General features: G+C 52.2%; 1 protein-coding gene. It reads right to left on the bottom strand.

Annotated features, from left to right (window positions below):
* Positions 1-225 (bottom strand): aminoglycoside phosphotransferase family protein (locus tag FDX22_RS22245; RefSeq protein ID WP_304571806.1); only part of this gene is annotated, 225 nt, incomplete at its 3' end.
* Between the last annotated feature and the right edge of the window lie 3 nt (positions 226-228).

Here is a 228-nt window from a genome sequence, read left to right as displayed (position 1 = left end):
GCCATCAGCATGAGCAAGCACTCTCGCTGCGCCATTCCCGCTCCACCAAACCATCAGCTCGCCGCCATTCCGTTCACTATCATCGGTGGTGAGTTTGAGTATCGCTTTTTGTCCATTTTTAATAACGGTAACGGGCAAAAGCTGCGATGTGTGCGTTGCAATCTGTTCGCCATCAGGGGTGAGTCCCCATCGGCTGAGCCAGCCATTGACTACAGATTTATCCAATGC

The sequence above is a fragment of the Citrobacter sp. TBCS-14 genome, assembly GCF_005280805.1.
Classification (GTDB): domain Bacteria; phylum Pseudomonadota; class Gammaproteobacteria; order Enterobacterales; family Enterobacteriaceae; genus Citrobacter; species Citrobacter gillenii.
This window is presented reverse-complemented; position numbering and strand designations above follow the sequence as displayed.